At 71.9% G+C, this 19,065-nt stretch carries 16 protein-coding genes and 6 tRNA genes; 10 read left to right on the top strand and 12 right to left on the bottom strand.

From position 1 onward, the window contains the following. Positions 1-101: 101 nt before the first annotated feature. The 8 genes from WMF14_RS31200 to WMF14_RS31165 all read left to right on the top strand — a co-directional run bounded on the left by WMF14_RS31200 (position 102) and on the right by WMF14_RS31165 (position 3,706). A tRNA-Gly gene (locus tag WMF14_RS31200) sits at positions 102-172 on the top strand. A 98-nt stretch (positions 173-270) separates the two neighbouring features. Beyond that, positions 271-344: transfer RNA gene (locus tag WMF14_RS31195), tRNA-Glu, on the top strand. A gap of 86 nt (positions 345-430) precedes the next feature. Beyond that, positions 431-504: transfer RNA gene (locus tag WMF14_RS31190), tRNA-Pro, on the top strand. 45 nt (positions 505-549) lie between these two features. After that, positions 550-623: transfer RNA gene (locus WMF14_RS31185), tRNA-Pro, on the top strand. Positions 624-638: 15 nt separating this feature from the next. Next, positions 639-720 (top strand) — tRNA-Leu (locus tag WMF14_RS31180). A gap of 4 nt (positions 721-724) precedes the next feature. Next, positions 725-797 (top strand) — tRNA-Leu (locus tag WMF14_RS31175). Positions 798-857: 60 nt separating this feature from the next. Then, positions 858-1,376: an HNH endonuclease gene (locus WMF14_RS31170; RefSeq protein WP_272094556.1), complete on the top strand. Its 519-nt coding sequence runs from the start codon at positions 858-860 to the stop codon at positions 1,374-1,376. Positions 1,377-1,489: 113 nt separating this feature from the next. Beyond that, positions 1,490-3,706: a protein kinase domain-containing protein gene (locus WMF14_RS31165; protein WP_437792116.1), complete on the top strand. Its 2,217-nt coding sequence runs from the start codon at positions 1,490-1,492 to the stop codon at positions 3,704-3,706. 74 nt (positions 3,707-3,780) lie between these two features. Here the strand turns inward: WMF14_RS31165 and WMF14_RS31160 are convergent, their stop codons facing one another. The 4 genes from WMF14_RS31160 to WMF14_RS31145 all read right to left on the bottom strand — a co-directional run bounded on the left by WMF14_RS31160 (position 3,781) and on the right by WMF14_RS31145 (position 8,149). Beyond that, positions 3,781-4,356 carry an HPF/RaiA family ribosome-associated protein gene (locus WMF14_RS31160; RefSeq protein ID WP_437792114.1) on the bottom strand — a complete coding sequence of 192 codons (576 nt, stop codon included), beginning with the start codon at positions 4,354-4,356 and terminating at the stop codon, positions 3,781-3,783. Between the two features lie 34 nt (positions 4,357-4,390). Next, the gene (locus tag WMF14_RS31155) at positions 4,391-4,654 is read right to left on the bottom strand and encodes a hypothetical protein (protein ID WP_437792112.1); all 264 of its coding nucleotides are present in this window, start codon (positions 4,652-4,654) and stop codon (positions 4,391-4,393) included. Between the two features lie 774 nt (positions 4,655-5,428). Further along, on the bottom strand, positions 5,429-6,484 hold the full coding sequence (locus WMF14_RS31150; protein ID WP_437792110.1) for a hypothetical protein: 1,056 nt from the start codon (positions 6,482-6,484) through the stop codon (positions 5,429-5,431). A gap of 54 nt (positions 6,485-6,538) precedes the next feature. Beyond that, the gene (locus WMF14_RS31145; RefSeq protein WP_437792108.1) at positions 6,539-8,149 is read right to left on the bottom strand and encodes a DUF4215 domain-containing protein; all 1,611 of its coding nucleotides are present in this window, start codon (positions 8,147-8,149) and stop codon (positions 6,539-6,541) included. Positions 8,150-8,378: 229 nt separating this feature from the next. Between WMF14_RS31145 and WMF14_RS31140 the strand changes: the two genes are divergently transcribed. Then, on the top strand, positions 8,379-8,777 hold the full coding sequence (locus WMF14_RS31140; protein WP_437804333.1) for a hypothetical protein: 399 nt from the start codon (positions 8,379-8,381) through the stop codon (positions 8,775-8,777). Positions 8,778-8,786: 9 nt separating this feature from the next. Here the strand turns inward: WMF14_RS31140 and WMF14_RS31135 are convergent, their stop codons facing one another. From WMF14_RS31135 to WMF14_RS31115, 5 genes are all read right to left on the bottom strand, one after another. Continuing rightward, positions 8,787-10,007, bottom strand: a complete 1,221-nt coding sequence (locus tag WMF14_RS31135) for a formylglycine-generating enzyme family protein (RefSeq protein ID WP_437792106.1) — start codon at positions 10,005-10,007, stop codon at positions 8,787-8,789. Positions 10,008-10,389: 382 nt separating this feature from the next. Next, complete coding sequence (locus tag WMF14_RS31130; protein WP_437792103.1) at positions 10,390-11,454, bottom strand: hypothetical protein; 1,065 nt, start codon at positions 11,452-11,454, stop codon at positions 10,390-10,392. 272 nt (positions 11,455-11,726) lie between these two features. Next, positions 11,727-13,322: a protein kinase domain-containing protein gene (locus WMF14_RS31125; RefSeq protein WP_437792100.1), complete on the bottom strand. Its 1,596-nt coding sequence runs from the start codon at positions 13,320-13,322 to the stop codon at positions 11,727-11,729. Between the two features lie 322 nt (positions 13,323-13,644). Continuing rightward, on the bottom strand, positions 13,645-13,914 hold the full coding sequence (locus WMF14_RS31120; RefSeq protein ID WP_437792097.1) for a hypothetical protein: 270 nt from the start codon (positions 13,912-13,914) through the stop codon (positions 13,645-13,647). Between the two features lie 363 nt (positions 13,915-14,277). Continuing rightward, positions 14,278-15,588, bottom strand: coding sequence for a formylglycine-generating enzyme family protein (locus WMF14_RS31115; RefSeq protein ID WP_437792094.1), 1,311 nt, complete (start codon positions 15,586-15,588; stop codon positions 14,278-14,280). 111 nt (positions 15,589-15,699) lie between these two features. Between WMF14_RS31115 and WMF14_RS31110 the strand changes: the two genes are divergently transcribed. Then, a complete protein-coding gene (locus WMF14_RS31110; protein WP_272094546.1) occupies positions 15,700-15,867 on the top strand; it encodes a hypothetical protein in 168 nt (55 codons plus the stop codon). 458 nt (positions 15,868-16,325) lie between these two features. On the opposite strand, the gene urtE is transcribed toward WMF14_RS31110, so the two are convergent. The 3 genes from urtE to urtC form a co-directional block, all read right to left on the bottom strand. Continuing rightward, positions 16,326-17,027, bottom strand: coding sequence for an urea ABC transporter ATP-binding subunit UrtE (gene urtE / locus WMF14_RS31105; protein WP_437792090.1), 702 nt, complete (start codon positions 17,025-17,027; stop codon positions 16,326-16,328). Between the two features lie 5 nt (positions 17,028-17,032). Next, positions 17,033-17,860, bottom strand: coding sequence for an urea ABC transporter ATP-binding protein UrtD (gene urtD / locus WMF14_RS31100; RefSeq protein WP_437804331.1), 828 nt, complete (start codon positions 17,858-17,860; stop codon positions 17,033-17,035). Positions 17,861-17,929: 69 nt separating this feature from the next. Then, positions 17,930-19,063: an urea ABC transporter permease subunit UrtC gene (gene urtC / locus WMF14_RS31095; RefSeq protein ID WP_437792087.1), complete on the bottom strand. Its 1,134-nt coding sequence runs from the start codon at positions 19,061-19,063 to the stop codon at positions 17,930-17,932. Positions 19,064-19,065 lie beyond the last annotated feature (2 nt).

Here is a 19,065-nt window from a genome sequence, read left to right as displayed (position 1 = left end):
CGTTCGTTCGTCTCGTTGCCGAGGCGGGCCGCCGTCCGGCGGCCGCACACGATGTGCGGCGCGCGGCGCCCGGCGGCCCGCCTCTTTTTTTCGATGAACCCGCGGTGGTAGCTCAACGGTAGAGTGCGAGCGTGCCAGGCTCGCGACGGGAGTTCGATTCTCCTCCACCGCTCCCTTCAGGGGCCGCGCCTCGCGGCGCTCTGCGCCAGCGACGTCGCGGCGCCGGGCCGCAGGTCGGCTCTCCTGATCATGTGCTTATCATGTGTCCTTGTCCCCATCTCGCTAGAGGCTCAGGCGGCCGGGTTTTCGCTCCGGAGGCGCGGGTTCGAATCCCGCTGGGGACACTGGGCCGCTCCGCTCGCCAGCGTGCACCTTTGGGCGCCCGCGCCCGAGCGGGCGAGCCTGCCAATTCCATCTTGAGGATAGATTTCTGGGTGTGGCTCAACCTGGTAGAGCACCGGCTTCGGGAGCCGGGGACTGGGGGTTCGAATCCCCCCACCCAGACCGCGGAGGAGCGACAGCTCCGCCGCGACGCGCGACGAAGACCCTCTGGGTGTGGCTCAACCTGGTAGAGCACCGGCTCGGGGAGCCGGGGGCTGGAGGTTCGAATCCTCCCACTCAGACCGCGTCGCGCAGACGTCACCGTGACGGAACGGCATACGTGGCAGGCTGAGATCCTGCGCCCTTCGGGGTATGTGGGTTCGAGTCCCACCGGTGACACCCTGCCCGGGTGGCGAAGCGGCAAACGCTGCTGGCTTAGACCCAGCCATCTGGGGGTTCGACTCCCTCCCCGGGCACCGATTGCGTCTAACCTGGAGTGACGTCATGAAGAGAAAGAGACGATAGAGAGGTGGGCCATGATCGCGCAGACGCTGCTTTTGACGCCATGGATGGTGCCCCATAAGGTCATCCCCTGGCAGACCGCCGTCACGATGAGCTTCCTGGGCAAGGTGGAGGTCATCGAGGTGTACGACGACGTCATCCGGTCGCCGTCGCTCTCCATCAAGGCGCCTGCGGTGGTGCGGCTGAAGCGGCCGACGCTGGGGATGAAGCGCGGCGTGAAGTTCTCGAGGCTCAACGTCCTCCTGCGCGACGGCTTCCGCTGCCAGTACTGCGGCGAAAAGAAGGTGGCCCGTGAGCTCAACTACGATCACGTCATCCCGCGTGTGCAGGGTGGCAAGACCGTCTGGGACAACATCGTCGCTTCCTGCTACGCGTGCAACTCGGCGAAGCGGGGGCGTACGCCGGAGCAGGCCGGCATGAAGCTGCTCCGCGCCCCGGTGAAGCCGAAGTGGCTGCCGCCTGCGCCCGTCATGGGCCTGAGCGAGCGGCGCATCCCGGAGGTGTGGGCAGGCTACTGCGCGAGCTCGGGGTGAGCTGGGCCCCTCGCGCCGGCGCGCCCGCGGCCCGTCATGCAGACGGCGGGTCGGGCGCGCCGGCGCGCGTCGGGGCTTCCGCCGGCGGCCGCGCGGGTGCAGGATGGGCAGGCATGGAGACGCGTCAGGCCGAAGGCCGCGCGGAGGACGAGGACGCGCCGTTCCCCGCGATCCTGCGGGGCTGGCTCATCGAGGGGGAGCTCGGCCGCGGCGGGATGGGGCGCGTCTTCCGGGCGCGGCACCCGAAGACGCGGGCGCGGGCGGCGATCAAGGTGCTGCTCGGCGACTACGCCCGCCGGCCGGACGTCGTGGCTCGCTTCCGGCAGGAGGCGATCGCCGTCAACATCATCAACCACCCCGGCATCGTCCGTGTCTTCGACTCCGGCGAGCTCGAGGACGGCTCGCCCTACATCGTGATGGAGTACCTGGACGGGCGGGGGCTGCGTGACTGGGTGCAGGCCGTGCCGGCCGCGGATCGGCCGCGGCAGGTCGTGCGGCTCGGCTACCAGATCGCGTCGGCCATGGCCGCGGCCCACGCGTCCAAGGTGGTCCACCGCGATCTGAAGCCGGAGAACATCATGGTGATCGACGACGAGCTCGCCCCCGGGGGCAGCCGCGTCAAGATCCTCGATTTCGGCATCGCGAAGGTCCTCTGGGGCGGCCTCCCCGAGGTGCTGGAGCTGGACGCGAGGGGCTCCCTCGCGCCTGCGTCCGGGCCCACGCTCCGCACCGAGCTCTCGGCGCCGACGGCGCCGACGGTGGGGATGGCGCCCGACCCCGAGAGCGCCGTCGGCTGGGCGAGGATCGCGAGCGGTCCCGCGCGCGACGCGCGCTCGACAGCGGAGAGCGAAGGGGGCTCGCCAGAGGAGAGCGACCCGCGCGAGGACGACGCGCTCCGGAGCCTTCCTCGCGTGAGCCTCGAGAGGCCTGCGATCCAGGTCCTCCCCGCGCCGGTCGAGATCCCGCCCGGGGTCATCTCCTCTGCAGCAGGGCGCGTGTCCGTCGAGCCTGCCGGGCCCGCGTCGAGCGGCGGGGGCGCGGGACAGCCCACGATGCCGTTCACGCAGGAAGGCGCGTGGGGCCTCGGGACGAGGAGCTACATGGCGCCGGAGCAGGAGCGCCACTCCGGGAGCGTCGACGTCAAGGCGGACGTCTACTCCCTCGGCGTCATCCTCTACGAGCTGCTCGAGGGGCAGACGCCCGACGCGCCGCGCGGAGCGTGGCCGCCCCCGATGAGCGCCGCCACGCCGCCCGATCTCGTCGCCCTCGTCCACCGGGTGCTGTCGTTCGACCCCGATGCGCGGCCGCGCATGGCGGAGGTGGCGACGGCGCTGCACCGGCTCGGCCGGGCGAAGAAGGAGCTCGACGAGGCGCTCTCGAGGTGGGTCGCGAGCGGCAGGGCCCCGAGGCTCCTGCCGCGCGGCAAGGTGCTGCACGAGCTGTCCGCGTGGGCCCGGGACATCGACGACCTCTCGGGCCTGGAGCGCGGCTTCCTCGACGCGGCCCTGGGCGCGGAGGCGCGACGCGAGCGGCTCACGAGGGTGCTCCTTGCGCTCGGCGTGGTCTTCCTGATGGGCATGGTCGCGACGACCTCGGTGTTCTGGGTGCATGCGACGCGGGCGCGGGCGACGGCCGAGGCCGCCGAGCGCGCCGCGCGGGAGCACAGCCGCCTCGAGGCGGCCGCGAACGCCTCCGCGCAGGAGGCCCTCGCGAAGATGACCGAGGCGCAGCGCGCCACCGAGGAGGCGCTCGCGCTCGCGATGAAGGCGAGCGACGACGCGAAGAGCGCCAACTCCGCCAGGGAGTCGATGACCGAGGCGAAGCGCCTGGCCGAGAGCGCCGAGCTCCGCGCGAGGCGCGCGGCTCAGGCCGCGGCCGCCGCGAAGGCGGAGGCCGACGAGCGCTACGAGCAGTCGAGGAGCGCCATGGAGCGCGAGATCGCCGGGCTCGAGGGCGACCGCGAGCGCCTGTCGGCGCGGCTCGGACAGGCCGAGGACGAGCGCGAGAGGGGGAGGGCCGCCCTCCGATCGAGAGAGCAAGAGCTCAGGGCGGTCCTGTCGGAGCTGAGGCGCGAGTCCACGCGCGTGGGCTTGCTCGAGCGCAGGCTCGACGAGGCCTCCGCGCAGATCGACGCGCTGGAGAGGCAGAACGAGGAGTGCGCCCTGCGGCAGCCCAGGGCGCAGCCGCAGCCAGAGCCTCCTCCGGACGGGGACATGGCCCCTTCGAAGGAAGAGAGAGAGGAGATCGCGACGCCGCCGGCCGAGCCCCCGATGGACGCGAGGCCTCGGCCGGCGCCCCGGTGGCGGTGGCGACGCGATACGACGATATAGCCGCAACCTCGGCGGACAGCGGGGAAGCGGGGCTCACGCCGCGCGTCCGAGCCCCGCGAGCCTGCGCATTCCAGTTAGCTGAGCGTAGGTATCTCCTCGCGGCCACGGTTGCCGCCGCGCGCGTCCACGACGCGCACGCTGCTCGCCTGGGGCCCCTCGTCGCCGTCCTCCTCGGTGTAGGCGACGCCCATGCCGACCCTCAGATCGGAGAATGGAGCCGACACGATGCTTCGCTCGTGGAAATAGATCTCCCGACCATCGATCGTCGTGATGAACCCGTAGTCGTTGAACAGCTTCGCGATGACGCCGGCCGTGTCCTGCGCCGGGTGTGCCTTCACCTCGCTTCGCTGCTCGTCCGAGAGCTTCTTGAGCTGGCGACCGGCGCGCTGGAACACGTCGCGCACCGCCGCCGGCAGCAGGTTCCTCGCGGCCCGCTCCTCGCTCACGACCTCGTGCTTTCCGGCCACGTGGAGGTCGACGCGCACGCGGTATTCTCCGCCCGTGCCCATGCTCGCGTGGTCGCGCTCGACCACCACCGCGCAGCTGTTGATGTGGTCGTTGAAGCGCTCGATCTTGTTCGCTTGCTCCCGGATCAGCTCCTCGAGCGAGGGGCTTTTGCCGATGTGTCGGAAGGTGAGCTCCACTTGCATGCTCTCTCCTCTCATCCTGCGTCGCTGGGACGCGTCACTTCAGTCGCTGTGGGTCGCTGATCCGCATCAGCCGATTCCAGCACATGGTTTGGAGTTCCGGTCCAGGCGCCGGGCGCCGCCCCCGCCTCGTGGCTCTCTGCGCCGTCGTTCGGAACGCGCGCCGCTCCAGGGCTGCCAGATCGATGGCGTGGTGCGGCAGCCGGGCCTCCTCAGGCAAGACCGGGATCTCCCGGAGATCGGCCGAAGCGAAGCGCTGCAGCCGGCGCGTCGGCTCCTCGATGTCCGGCGCGCGCTTCACGCCGGGATCCGGGGGGGAGGGCCCGCCCCCGATGTCCTGCCCGCCCACGTGGCTCGGCTTCAAATCACGCTGTAGCATCGTCGGCATGCGTCTGCTTCGCCGGAGGCGCAGGCTCCGAGGGATTGGCCCTGGGACCGTGAACACTTCGCGTGTGCTCAGCGTGATCAGGTAGCAAGTTCGCTGCCACGGCCGCTCAGCCGCGCAACGGCCGTGCAGCGCGCTCCTTCACGGTCGAGCGCGCCAGGCGCGTGCGCGGAGGCGCAGGCTCTGCGCGGAGGGAGCCACTTCTTGCGTCCCTCGTGGATCTCCAGGCTGGCGCGGTGGTGTGGCACGAAGCGACGGGGCGTCCTTTCCTGGGGCAATTTGCGACGTAAGGCGCGCGTCACGTCGTTCCATCGTGTCTCGTCGGCGCTCCACGCGTGTCGGGTCCGGGAGCGATGCCGCCCGCTCCTGACGAGCTCTGCCATCAGGGGTCGCCGCGAGGGGCCGCGGCCACGACGGCCCCTCCCGCAGCGCGGAGCGACGTGAAGGCCCGCCCGCCGTGCCGATCGGGAGCACGTGCGCGCGGTGCGTCGTTGTGTCGTCGTGCGGCACAGGAGCAGCGACAGGACGGCGAGCACGAGGGCGAGCGCTCGCGCCGCGAACGTCGCCGCGCCGCCGGCGCGCGCTCCTCCGCTCGGCTCGCCCTGCGCCGTGCGCCGTGCGCCCGAGCTCGCCCTCGTGCTCGCCGTGGCCTTGTCTCGAGCTCGCTCCTCGGCGCCTCGGGGCGCCGCTTCAGCGGATCTCGAAGACGTAATCCGTGTCGTAGGTGCGGACGAAGAGCTTGCCGTCCTTCTCGACAAGGAACTCGGGGCCGCTCTTCAGCGGCAGCTTCGAGACCACCTTGCCGGTGGCGCGCTCGAGGACATAGAGGAAATCCGGCTCGGCCGTGAAGCCGTATCCGCAGAGGAGGTGATCTCCATGCAAGGCGAAGTTCTCGGCGTTGCAGACCAGCGGCGCGCTCTGCCAGAGGAGCTGTCCCGAGGCGAGCTCGATGGCCGACAGGTAGGCGTTTTTGCCCTTCGACGAGGCTGCATACGTCCTGTGCCCCGACGAGATGTAGAGGACGCCGTCCTCGACCATGGCCCAGCCGATGCTGCCCTTCACGAAGCCGGCTTCCTTGGGATCGAACTCAGGTGGCATGAGGAAGCTCTCGAGGTCGAAGAAGGCGACGATCGTGTGCGCCGCGTCGAGGATCGCGACGAAGCGCGCCTCGGCGAAGTTCGGGCCGTAGAACAGCGCGAGGTGGTCCCCGTGGCCGATCGCCTTGACGAGCACGTGATCGCGGTAGCGCTCGGGAGCGAAGGAGGGGAAGGTGTCGCTCGTCCCGCCGGCGTCCGCGTTCGGCGCCGGCGTGATCATGGGCAGCGCGAGGCCGTTCGTGGTGAACCATGCCGCCTCGTCCGTGATCTGGTTCTTCTTCTCGGCGACCTTCACGAGGCGCGGCGCAGCGGAGCTTCCGGCAGGCGCGCGCCGGAAGAGCGCCGCGGCGAACGGCGGCGGCGGGAGCCTCACCGGAGACCGGCTATCGAGCGCCGCGCCGTCGTCCGCGGCCACCAGCGCCGGCTTCCCGTTGCCGCCGCGGCGGGGCGGCGCGGGCTGCGGCGGCGGGGCGCCGTCGTGAAGCGCCGGCGTCGCGGCGCCGGCAGCGCCAGGAGGCGGCGCGGCGGCGTCCTGGGAGGCGCGGGCCGGCGGCGCCGAGGGCGGCTGACACGCGCATACGGCGAGCAACGCGGCGGCGAGCCAGCGCGCGGGGCGAGGTGGCAGAGGCGGAGGCGGGGCGGCGAGCACGCGCGCAGCGTACCGCATCCGCCCCGGTGAGAGGGCGCTCCGAGGCGCGGGAGCTCAGCGGGCGGGCGTGAAGGAGAGGTTGAGCGTGTAGGGGCCGGCGTCCCGCGAGCGGTACGGCTCGACGAAGATGAACAGCGGCACGCCGCCGTCGACAGCGATATCGGTCCTCTCGTCGTGGCCTTCGATCTGCTCCTCGATGCACGTCAGCTGGCGGCCCGTGCAGCCGGTCCGCACGTAGAAGCCCTGGTCGGTCGCGGAGGACAGCACCAGCCTGAGCCCGCCGGCGCTCGGCGGCGTGAACGCGTGGATCCGCTCCCGCATCCCGGTCCTGGTGCAGGTGCCCTCGAACACCATCGTCCCGCTCGCCGTGTCGCCCCGGTTCTCGCCGAGGATGGCCACGGGCGCGTCCGCGCAGATGTCGTCGAGCTCCAGGATACACTCGGCGGAGCAGCCGTCGCCGTTGACGGTGTTACCGTCGTCGCACTCCTCGGGCGGGCTGACGATGCCGTCCCCGCACATGGCCGGCGAGAACAAGAGATCCAGCGTGTACGGCCCCGCGCCAGCGGACGTGACGGCGTCGACGAAGATCGGCACCTCCTGGTCCTTGCGCACGACGATCTCGATCACCTCTTCGTCAGGCCCTGCACCCGAGGGGGCGGTCTTGTCCTGGCAAGCGAGCTCGGTGGACCCGTCCGCGCATGCCGTGCGGGCGTAGAGGACGTGATCCCTCCCCGACTGGAGCACGACGCGGAGCGTGCCCGACTGCCCAGCGGGAGGCGTGAACAGGTGGACCTCCTCGGGCCCCACGCCCCCGCAGGTGCCTTCGAACACACGCGTGCCCAGCGACGTATCGCCCTCGATCGTCGTCGTCGTCGCCGGCGGCGCGTCCGCGCAGGCGGCGTCGACGAGCGGGCGGCAGGTCGCGGCGCAGTCGCTGTCCGCGCAGTCGACGCGCTCGTCGCCCTCGTCGTCCTTGCCGTCGGAGCAGTCCGTCTCGCCGAGCTTGCAGAGGCCGTCGAGCGTGTCGCACACGCCGAGCGCCGCGCACTGCGAGTTCTCGGTACACCCAGGGATGCACGCGGTGCGCTCGCCGCTGATCTCGCCGCATCGGTAGCCGTCCCGGCAATCGTCCGGCCCGCTGCACCGAAGGAGGCACAACCCCAGGCCCTCGCCGAAATCTTCACAGAGGCCGCCGTTGGGACAGTCCCCCACGGCGGGATCGCATTGGCCCGCACAGGCTCCCGACGGCCATCCCCACTCGCGCTCGGTGATGCAGTAGTCCTCGGGGCAGGCCGCATCGCGAGTGCACGCCGCTCCATAGGGCGCGGGGCTCCCTCCGCCGGAGCCGCCGGTGCCCGTGGGCTCGGCGCCGCCGGAGCCGCCGGTGCCCGTGGGCTCGGAGCCACCCGCGCCGCCGGTGCCCGTGGGCTCGGCGCCGCCGGTGCCTGTGGGCTGGGCGCCACCGCTGCCGCCGGTGCCCGTAGGCTCGGCGCCCCCGCTGCCGCCCGTGCCGGTCGCGTCGGACGCACCGGCGCCGCTGCCCGTGGGCTCGGCGCCGCCGGAGCCGCCGGCGCCGCCTTCGCCACGTTCGCCGTCATCGCCGCCGCACCCAGCGGTCGTCGAGAGCGCGAGCACAAAGAGACCTGCAACGAGTCGTACGTTCATCCACCCGCTCCACCAGACGAGAGATTGTCGAGACGCGAGGTGCACTTCACCCCACGGCGCAGCGCCGGACCATCTTCAGTGCAACGGCTTCGCCTGCCAACCCCCGGTTCACGGCATCCGTGTTCGTTGGCGCGCCGCGTTTGCCGCGCGCCGCGCTCGTCATGCGCGATCCGCGCAGGACAGCGGGCCGTTTCGCGGAAAGAGAGCGCACGGAGGCGGCGTGCGTAGCATGCGAGCCCACTGGCCCACGCCCGCCAGCGCGCCGGTCGTGCAGAGCGCGTGGGTCCGTCCGGGGGCGCACATCAACGCGATGGGCGCCGACGCGCCCGGCAAGCAGGAGCTCGATCCCGGCATCCTCCGGGACGCGCGCGTGATCATCGACGACTGGCACCAGGCGACGGAGAGCGGTGAGGTCAACGTGCCGCTGCACGCGGGCGCCCTGCGTCGCGAGCACATCCAGGGGACGCTCGGCGACGTCGTCGCGGGCAAGTCGAGCGGGCGCGGTGAAGCGGTCATCACCGTGTTCGACTCGACAGGGCTCGCGATCCAGGACGTCGCGCTCGCGCGCGTCATCTACGCCGCCGCGCGCGAACAGGGCGCCGGGACGGCGTTCGACTTCTTCGGCTGAGCGCGGCCGCTACGGCGTCCTCGCGCACCGCACGCCGAGGCTGTAATAGGGCGCCGACGGCGCGACGCTGACCCGCTCGGACGTCAGCAGATAACTCGCTGTGCCGAAGCTGCTCCCGCCGCGGACCACCCGGTTCGAGGTGTCCGTCAGGTTGGCGCAGTCGACGCATTCCGCCGGATAGGTCCCGTACCCATCCAGCATCCACTCCCGCATGCTCCCGCCGAGATCCGCCTGCGTCCACCGCCCGTCGCCCTTCGGCGAGCGGGACCCGACGTGCACGATGTCGCTGAAGTCGCTCTGGAATGTGCAGCCGGGCGCCGTGCTCTCCCTGCAATCGTAGGAGGCGTAGCTCGCGTCGATGGTCGTCGACTCCGGCGGATTCGACCACGGATACCGCCGCTGCTCGTCCCCGCCGGCCGCCGCGTAGTTCCACTCCGCTTCTGTCGGGAACCGGCCCCCGTCCCACGCGCAGAACGCGAAGGCGACATACCAGCTCACGCAGTTCATCGGCAGGTGCTCATGGGCGCCCGCCTCCTCCGTCCACGTCCGCATGTCCGCGTTGTCCGGATTGCACATCACCGCTGCTCTCAGCGCCGCCGCGTCCGGGGGCAGCTCGCTGTTCCAGGCCGGGTTCCACCCGCTCCCCTGGATGCCCGGGTGCGCTCCCGCGTCGGCCGCGGGCTGGCTGCCGGGGTACGCCTCCAAGAACTTCCGGAACCTCCCCACCGTCACCTCGAAGCGATCCAGCCGGAAGTCGCTCACCGTCGCTGGATATGCGGCATCGTTGCCGCGGTCGAAGGGCCCCCCGGGCACCACCGCGCTCACACAGCAGCTCTCTCTTTCGCCCGGCCCGCACGTCGATGGCAGCCCTTCGCAGCTCGGAGGCGTCGTGCACGCCCCTCCGCTGCACACGGGCGCCTCCGCAGGACACGGCTCCGGGGCGTCCCACTGATCGCGGTCGTTGCACCGCTCCAGCCGGTTGTCCGAGCACCGCGCGTCGCCGCGCGTGCACTCGCCGGCGCCGGCGCCGCCGCCGCTGCCGTTGCCGGCGCCGCTGCCATTGCCGGCGCCGCCGCGGCCCGAGCTTGCGTCGCCTCCGCCGGAGACGGCGTCGCCGCCTGCGCCTTCGAACGGGTGATAGTCCTTGTCCAGCCCCAGTATCGCCGTGCAACCGCTCGCCATGAAGGCCGATGCCGCCCACCACCACCGACGCGTGCGCTTGCTCTTCATATCTCCTCTTGGGCCGCTCTCCCCGCGCTGTCCACCGCGGCGCGCGCCCGCGATCTTATCCGGCGATGCGCGCGGCTGCGCCGCCTCCAGCGGTATGGCTGCGCTCGACGCGCTTCACTCTTCGGGAACGGAGGAGCGACGGCTGGCTCGTGAGGGCACTCCGGGATGGGCGGGAGAGCGACGGTTGGCTTGCGGGGGCATCGTGAGATGGGCGGAGGAGCGACGGCTGGCTCGCGGGGGCATCGCGGGATCGCTCGCTGGACGCCGCGTGGGGCCGCGGTAGACGGCGCCATTCCACCGCGTGCGCCCGTCCGGCTGGCCTGTGGACGACGAGGCCGTCCCGTCCCCAGGAGCTGCTCTTACGCAGGCGCTATCGCCGGCGTCAGAAGCGCCCTCGCGCGCCGAACACGGCCCCCTCTGGCCCTGCCTCCAGCACGCCCGCGCTGATCCACCTCGGGCTCGCGCTGGCCGCCCGCGCCGCGGTCTTCGGCTCGGTGAGATAAAGGACGAGCGCCGTCCCGGCCCCGGCCAGGCCCACCGCGAACCCGATGGTGCTCACCGTGGCCAGCGTGTTCGCGCTGTCCCCGGCGTCGCGCCCTGTCGTGTCGCAGGCCTTCGGGTCCGTGGCCTGGATGCCGCTGCCGCAGTGCTCGTCGATGGTGCCTTTCTTGTCGAGCACGAGCCCGCCGGTGATGCCGCCCAGCACGAAGCCCGCCGCGCCGAGCCCGCCGGCCAGGTAGAGGGCCGTTCGACGGCCTGCGGGCGCCTCCGGCGCATCCGGCGGGGCCGGTGCAGGCGCCGGCACGATCGCGGGCGTCGGGGACGCCGGATGCGGCGCGGGGGCTCGGGCGGCCGGCGCGTCCTTCAGCGCCAGCGTGAGCTCTTTCGTCTCGCCCGCCGCGATCGTGACGTGTTGTTCCCGCACGGGCTCTCCCGGCGCCTGGATCGACACCCGGTGATCTCCCGGGTCGACCGGCAGCGCGACGCCCAGCGCGGCCTCGCCCAGCACGGAGCCGTCGCGCTGGACCACGGTGCCCGCCGGCGCCCCCGGCGGCAAGGAGAGCGCGAGCCTCGGGATCCGGGGCGAGAGCCGATCGCGCTCCTTCATCGCGAGCTTCGGCCGCTCGCCCTGGCGGGCCTGCTCGGCCGGCGTCATCCGATCGAAACGCGCCAGGTAGTCCTTGAAGCGCGCGACCGCCGTGGCGATGCGGCCCCACTGGGCCTCGCAGGACGCCAGCGTGAAGAGCGTGCCGGGCTGAGGGTCGATGCGCTCGCTCTCGGCGAGGGCCTTGCAGCCCGTCTCGTAACGGCCTGCCTGCATGTCGGCGAGCCCCCGTTCGAAGAGCGCCTCGGCGGCAGCGATGTCCTGCGCCGCCGCAGGAGCCGAGAGGGAGAGCACGCCGAGGGCGGCGAGGAGAGGGGCGGAGCGGCGGAGACAAGGGGGCATGCGCTGGCACTCGGCAGGTGAGGAGAGAGCGGGAGACGCGGGCACTGGCGCGGTGGGCGGGCGGATTGGAGCACGAAGGCGGCGAGGTGGGAAGGCGGGGAAGGGGAGGAAGGAGAGGGGAACGGGGCGCCGTGCCGTGCTCTTCACGACGGCGCTCGAACCGCTCGGGGGCAAGAGGAGGTGGAGCTGGGCGCCCAAGGCGCGCACGGTGTTGCCGTGGACGCGGAGCTCGGCGCGCAGGACGCGAGCCGGCGCTGCCGCGGAGGTGCAGCTCAATACCGGCCGTACGGGGAGGTCGATGTCGTTGGCTGCAGCGCGGGCGGCTTCTTGTCGCTCGAGGGCGGCCTGGGGCCCGATAGCGATGGCTTGGCGGCGGGGGCCCGCGACGGCGCACCCGGGCGGAGCGTTGTCGACGTGGGTGCCGCGGAGACTCGCACTGCCGCTATGGACGGCGCGCGTGGCGCCGTCGTCGAGGCGGGAGGAGGCGGCGCTGTGGCGGACGGTTCCGCTGCCGCGGGAGCCGACGCGGGCGCCGGCACGAGGGTTGGTTCGGGCGTCGACGCGGGCGCCGGTGCGAGGGTCGGCTCGGGCGCTGCCGCCGTCGACTCCGGCGTCGCTGCCGCCGTCGTGACGTCAGCCGCCGCCGGCTCACCGCCGCGGCTGGCGCGCAGCGCGAGCCAGCCGCCGCCCAGCAGCACGAGGAGCCCGAGCGCCGAAAGCCCCGCGGCGAGCGGGGCGCGGCTCGGTCTCGACGGGCTGGACAGCATGCCGGACACCGCGACGCCGGTCGAGCTCCCCACGAGCGCCGGACCGGACGAGCGCGCGTCGCGCTCCGCGCCCGCGCTCATCGCCGCCGCCGGGGCCGGCTCGGTCGTGACGAGGGCGGGGGACAACGCCGCCGCGGCGGGGGCCACCTCCGCCGCGGTGGGGGCCGTTCCGGGCCAGGACGGCGGGCTCGGGAACGTCGCCTGGCCGCTGGCGACGGGGACGCCGAGCACCTCGCCGAGGGCCCGCACCGCGTCCGTGGCCCGCTGGAACCGCGCCGCGGGATCGACCGCCGTGGCCCGGGCGAACCACGCGTCGAAGGCCGGCGGCAGCGTCACGCCCATCGAGCGCGCCCGCTGCACCGGCGGCTCCTGCGGGCCGCCGACGGCGATCATCGCGAACGCGAACACGCCGTCGACGGTGCTCGCCTCGGGATCCCAGTACGAGGCGCCCACGAGCAGCGTATAGGCCATCATGCCGAGCGCGAAGATGTCCGCGGCGCCGGTGAGCCTCGTGCGGCCGTGGAACTGCTCGGGGGGCATGTAGATCGGCGTGCCGAGGCTGCTCGTGGCGCCCGCGGCGGTGGAGCCCTCGGCGACGAGCTTGGCGATGCCGAAGTCGAGGATCTTCACGCGGACCGAGCCGTCCTCGCGCTGCGACAGGAAGATGTTCGCGGGCTTGAGGTCGCGGTGCACGATGCTCGCCGCGTGGGTCCGGTCGAGGGCCAGCGCGGTCTGGTAGAGGTAGGTGACGGCCTCGGCGGGCGGCAGGCGGCCGGCGCGCTCGACCCGCTCGCCGAGCTCCTCGCCGCGCAGGAGCTCCATGACCAGGAACGGCATTCCGGTCGCCTCGTCGACGCCCGCGTCGAAGACGTCGACGATGTGCTCGCTCTCGACCCTGGCCCCGATGCGCGCCTCTCGCTTGAAGCGCTCGCGCATCTCCTCGCTCTGGAAGAGGTGAGCGTGCATGACCTTGAGCGCGCGGCGGCGCTCGGTCTCGAGGTGAATCACCTCGTGCACGGCCCCCATCGCGCCGGCGGCGACGAGGCGCACGACGCGGTAGCGGCGCGCGAAGACCGTCCCCTCCGCAAGGATGACCGACACGAGCCGAGGCTCACGCGCCGGGTGGGCGGCGTCAAGGGGACGGAGGGCCGCTGTCCGCCGGTGACGAACCCGGGAGGCAGCGCGCCGCGTGGGGCGCGGGGGGAGGCGGTGCGGTTGCGCCTGCACCCGCGCCGGCTCGGCCCGGGGGAGCCCGCGGCGGGCGCCGCGGGCGCTCTTCGCGCCCCGAGGGGCGCGGCGCCGCGAGGGTGGACTGTGGAGCACCACGCGTGGAGCACCACGCCCGGCGCGACCGTGATCGCACCGGCTCCGGGTGTCCTCGCGAGGGGGGAAGGTCATCGTCTTCGCGCACCGGGCCCCGACGTCATTGTCGCGGTCCGACGGGTCGTCGTTTGTTGCGCGTGGAGGAGAGCAGGGAAGACGCATCGTTGTTGAAGCTCCCGCCGCGGATCACCCGGTCCGAGGCGTCCCTCGCGACGCCGTCCGGCCCGTACGGGCGCCGGACGGGGGGAGCTTCGCGCGGGTGGGCCGTGCAGAGCCAGCCGCCGAGCCTCCTGCCGACCTCGTCGCTCTCCTGGGCGAAGTGGAGGCGCTGGGCCTCGGAGACGCAGCGGAGGGTGTGGGCGAGCCGCATGAGCACGCGGGCGCGGACCAGGCCGCGCGAGGCGGCGGTGAGGTCGGCGCGCTTGTCGCGGCGTTAGGAGGCCTCGACGAGGTGCTCGGTGACGTCGAGGCAGGCATGGAGAAGGCGGTCGCCGACGGTGAAGCGATGTCGCGAGGGAACTTGGCGACCCGCTCGGCCACCCAGGCGAGCAGCGATTCCATCCGGACGGCGATCACCGGCGCTGCAGCCGGGCCGCGGGCTCCGCCCCCGGACCCCCGGCTTCCCGCGTTCCGACTGCCATCGCCCGACATCGGCGGGGATCCTTGCTTGATCAAGGGTTCAAGGATCAAGTTTCAAGGGAAGTGACATGATGAGCACTATTCGTGTCATGAACTACGGTGTCCTCGCGCACCGGGCCCCGACGTCGATTTTGCGGGCCGACGGGTCGTCGTAGTTGCGTCCGGAAGAGAGCAGGGTCGACGCAACGTCGTTCCAGCCCCCGCCCCGGATCACCCGATACGAGGCCATGGCCATATTGGCGCAATCTTTGCAGTCGCCTGATGGGTACGGCTCCGCGTACCAGTCCAGAACCCACTCCCGCAGGTTCCCGGCCAGGTCCGCCTGTCCCCACCTCCCATCTCCCGGCGACCTCGACCCGACGGCCTGCATGTCGCCGGGGGGGGCGCACGAGGCGTCAGGCCCGCAGCCATACACCGCGTGATCGGCATCGATCGCCGTCGAGTCTGCCGGTTTCGACCATGGATACACGCGCTGCCCGTCCGCGCCTCCTCCTCCCGCCGCCGCGTAGTTCCACTCCGCCTCCGTCGCCAGACGGCCCCCATCCCACGCGCAGAACGCGAACGCCACGTACCAGCTCAGGCAGCTCATCGGCAGGTGCTCGTGATCACCCGCTGCATCCGTCCACGTCTGGAATTCTGACTCGCAATTCACCGCCGCCTTCAGCGCCGCTGCATCCACAGGCAGCTTGCTCGCCCAATCCGCATTCCACCCGCTACCCGCGATCTTCGGGTGCGCACCCGCTCCCGCCGCCGGCTTGCTCCCGGGATACGCCTCCACGAACTTCCGGAATCGACCCACCGTCACCTCGAACCTATCCAGCAAGAACCCGCTCACCGTCGCTGGATACGCTGCGTCGTTGCCCCGGTTGAACGTGCCCCCGGACACCGCCTCCCCCGTCGCGCAGCAGCTCTCGTTGCTGTCAGGGCCGCACGTCTCGGCCAGTCCGACACAGCTCCGTGGCACGCACTTCCCTGCGTCGCATGCGGGCGTCGCCGCACCGCACGGTTCCGCGTCCTCCCACGACCCGCGCTCTCCGCACCGCTGCGGGCGATTGTCCTCCGAGCAGCGCACGTCCTCCGGACCGCACTCCCCGGTGCACTGCCCATCGACGCACGTCTGACCGACGCACCGCTGTCCGGCCAGCGTGCACTCGTCCTCGCCGCCAGCTCCCCCGGCGCCTTCCATACCGCTGCCAGCTCCCCCGGCGCCTTCCATACCGCTGCCAGCTCCCCCGGCGCCTCCCCTCCCGCTGCCAGCTCCCCCGGCGCCGGCTTCGGCTCCGGTTCCGCCACTGCCTTCTTTCTGCACGTAATAACCGTCCTCCAGCCCCGCCGCCAGCGCACATCCGCCTGCCGTCACCGCCCACGCCGCCCACAGCCATCTAGCGCCCTTCCGCTTCTCCATGCCCTGTCCTACTGCCGCTCGGCGCCCGCTGTCCACCGACGCGCGTCCTCCCACGCGTTCCCTGCTGCGCCGCACGCTCGACATGCGCCCGCCCGTGCCGAGCAGCAGGCGGTGCCGAGCGCGACAGACACGGTCGAGGCGGCCCGTCGCCCCGAGCGCGCCATCCTCTCCGCCCTCACGCATGGCGCTGGCGAGCTGGGCGGGAACCTCGCCGCCGTCGTCGTGCCCAACCTCCGCGACCTCGAGGAGACGGCCAGGTCCACGGCGATCTCGGGTTAAACCGATGGTTGGGGTCCCCCAGGGCAGCACCTGCGTTCGCTTCCAGGACACCGATGACGTTGATCGAGCGAGAAGTGAGCCGCCAAGGAGCCAAGGACGCCAAGAACAAAACACAACAACCGTAGGCCCCGGGAGAGGGAGTTCGTGGCGTGGCGGTGCGCGGGGGAGGGCCGATGTCTGAGCCGATCAACCGTAGGCCCCGGGAGAGGGAGTTCGTGGCGTGGCGGTGCGCGGGGGAGGGCCGATGTCTGAGCCGATCAACCGTAGGCCCCGGGAGAGGGAGTTCGTGGCGTGGCGGTGCGCGGGGGAGGGCCGATGTCCGAGCCCATTTGACGTCCTCTGTCCGGCGTGCGCAGCGCGCCGGGCAGAGGACGTCCCAGGCGAGTTCGGCGGGGCCCCCGCGCACCGCCACGCCACGAACTCCCTCTCCCGGGGCCGGGCCGCCCTCGAGGGGCTCCTCACACCGCCAAAAACTCCCTGGCGATCTCGTCGTCGAACTCCGCCACGCTCCCCCGCCGCACGATCCCCCCGTTGTCCATGATGAAGTACTCGCTCGCCGTCGAGAGCGCGAAATCCAAAAACTGCTCCACGAGCAGGATCGCCATATCCCCCTTCTTCCCGAGCCCCTTTATCACTTCGCCTATCTCCTGCATGATCGACGGCTGGATCCCCTCCGTCGGCTCGTCGAGCAAGAGCAGCTTCGGCTTCCTCAGCAGCACCCGCGCGAGCGAGAGCTGCTGTTGCTGCCCGCCGCTCAGCGTCCCGGCCGCCCGCGCGTGAAACTTCTTGAGGATGGGGAACATCTCCATCATCTCCTCCAGCGCGGCGGGGCTAGGCGTCGGATCGCTCTTCGCCTCGAAGCCCATGAGCAGGTTCTCTCGCACCGTCAGGTAGGGGAAGATCCCTCGCCCCTGCGGCACATAGCCTATCCCCGCGCGCGCCCTGTCGCTCGGCGACCTCGCCGTGAGGTCCGCCCCGTCGAGCGTCACCTTGCCGCGCCGCGGCTTCAGCACGCCCATGATCGCCTTGAGCAACGTCGTCTTGCCGACCCCGTTGCGGCCCAGCAGGCACGACACCCGCCCTGGCGCGACGTCCAGGCTGACCTGCGACAGGATGCAGCTCTCCTCGTAATAGACCGCGAGATCCTCGACAACCAGCATGCTCGCTACCGCTCCTCCGCCTGAGCCTCGGCCGGCGCCTTGGCCCCGCCGCGCGCGTGCCCCGCGTCGTGCGCCCGCCCGAGATAGACCTCGATCACCTTCGAATCGCGCTGGACCTCCTCGACCGGCCCCTCGCACAGCCGCCTGCCTGCGTGCAGCACCGTCACCGTGCTCGCGTAGCGCCGCACGAACTCCATGTCGTGCTCCACCACCAGCACCGACCGCTGCTTCGCGATCTCCTGGACGAGCTCCCCTGTGCGGTCGCGCTCGCGCCGGGTCATCCCCGCCACCGGCTCGTCGAGCAGGAGCAGCTTCGGCTGCTGCACGAGGAGCATGCCTATCTCCAGCCACTGCCGCTCCCCGTGCGCGAGCACCGCGGCCCGCACGTCCGCGCGCCGCCTGAGCCCGACGCGATCGAGCGTCTCGGAGATCTCCCTCTCTTGCGGCGCTGACAGCGCGCGGAGCAGCCCCGGCGCGCTCTCCCGGAAGCCCATGGCCGCCTCCAGGTTCTCGAGCACCGTGAGGCTCCCGAACACCGCCGGCGTCTGGAACTTCCGCCCGATCCCGAGCCGCACCAGGGCGTGCTCCGGCAGGCGATTCACCTCCATGGCCTCCTGTCCGGACTCCCCACCTCCGTGGAACACCACACGTCCGCTCGACGGCTTCGTCTTGCCGGTCAGGATGTCGAGCAGCGTCGTCTTCCCCGCGCCGTTCGGCCCGATCAGGAACCGGAGCTCCCCGCGCTGGATGGAAAAGTCGAGCTCGTCCAGCACCTTGAAGCCGTCGAAGCTCACCGTTACCCGCTGGACCTCGACGATGTTGCCGCGGCTCATCGCGCTGCTCCTCTCCTCGTCTCCGCGCTCGTTTCCGTGCTCGCTTCCGCTCATCTCCGCGCCTCCCCCTCAGCGCCCCGTCGTCGCCGGCGCCTCTGGGCCCGCCGCCGGGTCGACCTCGTCCCCGCCCGCCGGCCCCGCCGCGACGTCCGTGCCGCGGCGCGAGAGCTTCGCGACGTGCCGCTGCAGGAAGCCCGAGACGCCCTTCGGGAGCAGCATGACCGACGCCGCGAAGAGCGCGCCGAAGCCGAGCTGCCACACCTCGGGGTACGACTCGCTGAGCGCGCTCTTGCCCAGGCTGACCAGGATCGCCCCGACGACGGCGCCGATCAGCGTGCCGCGCCCGCCGACAGCCACCCAGGTCACCATCTCGACGGACGGGATCACGCCCATCGAGGAGGGCGAGATGAGGCCGACCTGGCAGACGAACAGCGCGCCCGCGACGCCCGCCATGCCCGCCGACAGCGCGAACACCAGCGTCTTCAGCGTGACCGGGTTGTAGCCGAGGAAGCGCACCCGGTTCTCGTCGTCCCGCATCGCCACGAGCAGGCGCCCGAAGCGCGACTGGGTGAGCTTCCGGCACAGGAGATAGAGCGCCCCGAGGCAGAAGAGCGTCACGAAATAGAGCACCGTCTGCGTCCCGGCTGCCCCCCGCGTGAAGCCGAAGATCGTCTTCAGGTTCGTGATCCCGTTCGTGCCGCCCGTCACCGCCTGCTGGCCGATGAAGAGGATCGACGCGATCAGCGTGAGCCCCTGGGTGATCAGCGAGAAATACACCCCCTGGACGCGGCTCCGGAAGACGAGATAACCCACCGCGGACGCGATCGCCATCGGCAGGAGGACGACGGCGCAGAGGGCCACGACCGGCGAGCGGAACGGCTCCCAGAAGATCGGCAGCGCCTCGAGGCCGCTCCAGCTCATGAAATCGGGCAGCCGCGAGCCGGAGGTCTCCAGCTTCAGGTACATCGCCATCGCGTAGCCGCCGAGGCCGAAGAAGAGCCCCTGCCCGAGGCTCAGCATCCCGCCATAGCCCCAGATGAGATCGAGCCCCAGGGCGACGATGGCGTACGTGAGGAACTTGCCGAGCAGGTTCAGGCGGAAGTCGGAGAGCACGAGCGGCGCGACGAGGAGCGGCAACGCGACGGCGAGCGGCGCTCCCCAGGTCCAGACGAAGGTGCGAAGGGCAGAGTCTCGAGGGGCCATGT

The sequence above is a fragment of the Sorangium sp. So ce693 genome, assembly GCF_051521375.1.
GTDB lineage: Bacteria > Myxococcota_A > Polyangia > Polyangiales > Polyangiaceae > Sorangium > Sorangium atrum.
The sequence above is the reverse complement of the archived record's forward strand: the minus strand, read 5'-3'. Positions and strand labels throughout refer to the sequence as shown.